The 3,779-nt window shown below is 68.8% G+C and carries 4 protein-coding genes; 1 reads left to right on the forward strand and 3 read right to left on the reverse strand.

Annotated elements, in window-relative coordinates:
* Both A9W95_RS16030 and A9W95_RS16035 read right to left on the reverse strand, forming a co-directional pair.
* A partial coding sequence (locus A9W95_RS16030; RefSeq protein ID WP_067414594.1) for an MFS transporter occupies nt 1-1,164 on the reverse strand: 1,164 nt, incomplete at its 3' end.
* A gap of 118 nt (nt 1,165-1,282) precedes the next feature.
* Complete coding sequence (locus A9W95_RS16035) at nt 1,283-1,573, reverse strand: metal-sensitive transcriptional regulator (RefSeq protein ID WP_067414596.1); 291 nt, start codon at nt 1,571-1,573, stop codon at nt 1,283-1,285.
* A gap of 99 nt (nt 1,574-1,672) precedes the next feature.
* Between A9W95_RS16035 and ilvD the strand changes: the two genes are divergently transcribed.
* On the forward strand, nt 1,673-3,388 hold the full coding sequence (ilvD, locus tag A9W95_RS16040) for a dihydroxy-acid dehydratase (RefSeq protein ID WP_067414599.1): 1,716 nt from the start codon (nt 1,673-1,675) through the stop codon (nt 3,386-3,388).
* 124 nt (nt 3,389-3,512) lie between these two features.
* Here ilvD and A9W95_RS16045 read toward each other — a convergent pair.
* Nucleotides 3,513-3,779: O-methyltransferase (locus tag A9W95_RS16045; RefSeq protein ID WP_371328027.1), on the reverse strand; the 267-nt coding region annotated here is incomplete at its 5' end.

A 3,779-nucleotide genomic window follows, 5' to 3' on the forward strand; every position in this document is an offset into this window, starting at 1 on the left:
GCCCGCCGACGCGGTGAGCATCATCGCCACATTGCGCTCGTACAGTAGGCCGCCGGCCAGCGAGCCCGCCATGATGCCGACCTGGAACGCCGTCACGTACAGTCCCGACGCGCCGTCCGGGTCGTCCGCTCCGGCCCGCATCGCCGCCGATTGCAGCATCGGTGTGACGGCGGTGGCCATCGCGCCCCACAGCACGATCGCGCCGGTCCCCACGACCAGCGCCGTCGTCGCCGACAGATGTCCCGCGAACGCCAGCGCGGTCAACACGACGAACGCGGCCGTCAGTCCGGCGATGCAGCAGATGATGGCGCCCCGGGGCCGACGGTCCAGCGGCCGCGCCACCAGGGTCACCGCCAGCACTCCGGCGATGCCGTAGGCGGCCAGCAGCCACGCCAGGTTGGCCCCGTGCACGCCGACGACTTGCCGGATGATCACCACGATGTAGGTGTAAGAGACGAAGTGACCGGTGACGCCGACCATGGTGATCAGGCTGATGATGATCAGTGACCGGTTGCGGTGATGGTTGGCGCGCGGACCCACGTACTGGAGTTGGTCGGCGCTGAGCATCATCTCCGGCAGGATCAGCCGCGCCGCCACCGTGACCACGGCCGCGGCGACGGTGACGCACACCGCCGCCAGTCGCCAGCCCCACATCAAACTCAGGGCGGCCGTCAACGGGCTGCCGATCACCAGCGCCAGGCTGGTGCCGATGTAGATCGACATCGTCGCGCGCCCGGCGTGACTGGGCGGCACCAGCCGCGTTGCGATGGGCGCGATCACCGACCACAGCAGACCGTGGGTAAGCGCGCACAGCACCCGCCCGCAGGCCAGCACCGCGAAATTGGGTGCCAGCGCGGAAACCAGCTGCGAAACGGTCAGGCAGGCCAGGCTCAAGAGCAATACCCGGCGGCGCGGCCAATGCGCGGTCCAGCGCACCAGCGGGAACGTCGTCAGCGCCGCCACCAGCGCATACCAGGACAGCAGCGTGCCCACCCACACGATGCTGACGTGCAGATTGCGCGCGATCGCCGACAGCGCACCCACCGGCAGGATCTCGGCGGTGACGTAGATGAACGCCGCCGCGGCCAGCACGGACAACTGCGCGGCGACCCGTGGCGTCCACGTTCGCGCGGCAGTGGTGGGTATCTCGGTCACGGCAGTCATAACTCGGGACGCGCATTGCCCAGGCACGCTGTCGGCCCTGACGCAATTACGCCGTTCTTACGGTACGCACGGCATAGACCGCTTTACCCCAACTTGGGGTTTCAACACGCCCGGGTGATTACGAACGTACCAAGCGCGCAATCGCCGCCGAGGCTTCGGCGAGTTTGCCGTCGGCCTCGGCGCCGCCTTCTTCCACCGCGCGGGTGACGCAATGATTCAGGTGTTCGTCGAGCAGATTGAGCGCCACCGAGCGCAGGGCGCTGTTGACCGCGCTGATCTGAGTGAGGACGTCGATGCAGTACTTGTCCTCTTCGATCATCCGGGCGATGCCTCGCACCTGACCCTCGATGCGCCGCAGCCGCTTGGCGTAGTTGTCCTTCTGCTGCGAATATCCGTGAGCGGTTGTCATCTACTCTCCAAAGAGGAACGGCCGGTGCCCGCCATCATACCCCAGCGGGGTATGATGGCCGGATTTTGGCGGCCCTGGTCGCTCGCGCATACTGGAATGATGTCCCAGACCACCCATGAATCGACCGGCGTCGATATCAAACCCCGTAGTCGCGACGTCACCGACGGGCTGGAGAAGGCCGCCGCCCGCGGCATGCTGCGCGCGGTAGGCATGGGTGACGAGGACTTCGCCAAGGCCCAGATCGGCGTCGCGTCGTCGTGGAACGAGATCACCCCGTGCAACCTGCCGCTGGATCGACTGGCCAAGTCGGTCAAGGAGGGTGTTTTCGCCGCCGGCGGCTACCCGCTCGAGTTCGGCACCATCTCGGTGTCCGACGGCATCTCGATGGGGCACGCGGGGATGCACTTCTCCCTGGTGTCGCGTGAGGTGATCGCCGACAGCGTCGAGACCGTCATGCAGGCCGAGCGGTTGGACGGCTCGGTGCTGCTGGCCGGTTGCGACAAATCCCTGCCGGGCATGCTGATGGCCGCCGCGCGCCTGGACCTGGCCGCGGTGTTCCTCTACGCGGGCTCCATCCTGCCGGGCCGGGCCAAGTTGTCCGACGGCACTGAGCGCGAAGTGACCATCATCGACGCGTTCGAGGCGGTGGGTGCCTGCGCCCGCGGCCTGATGCCCCGGGAGGACGTCGACGCCATCGAGCGGGCCATCTGTCCAGGCGAAGGCGCCTGCGGCGGCATGTACACCGCCAACACGATGGCCAGCGCCGCCGAGGCGCTGGGCATGTCCTTGCCGGGCAGCGCGGCTCCCCCGGCCACCGACCGGCGCCGCGACGGGTTCGCCCGGCGCAGCGGCGAGGCCGTGGTCGGATTGCTGCGCCGCGGCATCACCGCCCGCGACATCCTCACCAAGGAGGCGTTCGAGAACGCGATCGCGGTGGTGATGGCGTTCGGCGGGTCGACCAACGCGGTGCTGCACCTGCTGGCGATCGCACATGAGGCCGGCGTGACACTCTCGCTCGACGACTTCAGCCGCATCGGGTCCAAGGTGCCGCACCTTGCCGACGTCAAGCCGTTCGGCCGCCACGTGATGATCGACGTCGACCGCATCGGCGGCGTGCCGGTGATCATGAAGGCGTTGCTGGACGCCGGGCTGCTGCACGGCGACTGCCTGACCGTGACGGGCAAGACCATGGCCGAGAACCTGGCCGACATCAACCCGCCGGATCCCGACGGCAAGGTGCTGCGGGCGCTGCAGAACCCGATCCACCCGACCGGCGGCATCACCATCCTGCGCGGATCGCTGGCGCCCGAAGGCGCGGTGGTCAAGTCCGCCGGGTTCGAGTCCGATGTCTTCGAGGGCACGGCGCGGGTTTTCGATGGGGAACGGGCAGCACTCGACGCGTTGGAAGACGGCACTATCACCAAGGGTGACGCGGTGGTGATCCGCTACGAAGGCCCCAAGGGCGGACCGGGGATGCGCGAGATGTTGGCGATCACCGGCGCCATCAAGGGCGCGGGCCTGGGCAAGGACGTGCTGTTGCTGACCGACGGACGCTTCTCGGGCGGAACGACCGGGCTGTGCGTCGGCCACATCGCGCCCGAAGCGGTGGACGCCGGACCGATCGCATTCCTGCGCGACGGGGACCGCATCCGGCTCGACGTGGCCCAGCAAACCCTCGACGTGCTGGTCGACGCCGACGAATTCGAGGCCCGCAAGCCAGGTTTCACGCCGCCGGCCCCCCGCTACCGGACCGGTGTGCTGGCCAAGTACGTCAAGCTGGTCAACTCCGCGGCGGTAGGCGCGGTCTGCGGCTGACCCTCCCGGCCAGCCGTCAGCGTGCGCTGACGCCGTCGAGTGTGTCCACACGGCGGGAAATCCCGACCAATCCCACCGTGACTGCACCCTCGACGCCCCCTGAGCACACTCGGCCGGCCGGCGGCTAGCGCACCAGCGCCAGCGCGAACCCGTCCCACCCCTTGGCGCCGACGGTCTGCAGCGCCGCGGTGTCCAGCCGCGGGTGCTCCCCCATCAGCTGCAGCGTGTGGCGGGTCGCGGTGATCCGGGCGTCGCCGGAGTCCGCCGCCGCCACATGTCCGTTGCGAATGACGTTGTCCACCACGATGACCGCGCCGGGGCGGGCCAGTCGCACCGCCCACTCGAGGTAGGCGGGGTAGTTCTCCTTGTCGGCGTCGATGAACACCAGGTC

This window comes from Mycobacterium sp. 1423905.2, from assembly GCF_001673155.1.
Lineage (GTDB): Bacteria > Actinomycetota > Actinomycetes > Mycobacteriales > Mycobacteriaceae > Mycobacterium.

Bases quoted from the DNA above. Each gene is read 5' to 3' on its own strand.
- A9W95_RS16035 (WP_067414596.1), bottom strand. From the start codon at position 1,573: ATGACAACCGCTCACGGATATTCGCAGCAGAAGGACAACTACGCCAAG.
- ilvD (WP_067414599.1), top strand. From the start codon at position 1,673: ATGTCCCAGACCACCCATGAATCGACCGGCGTCGATATCAAACCCCGT.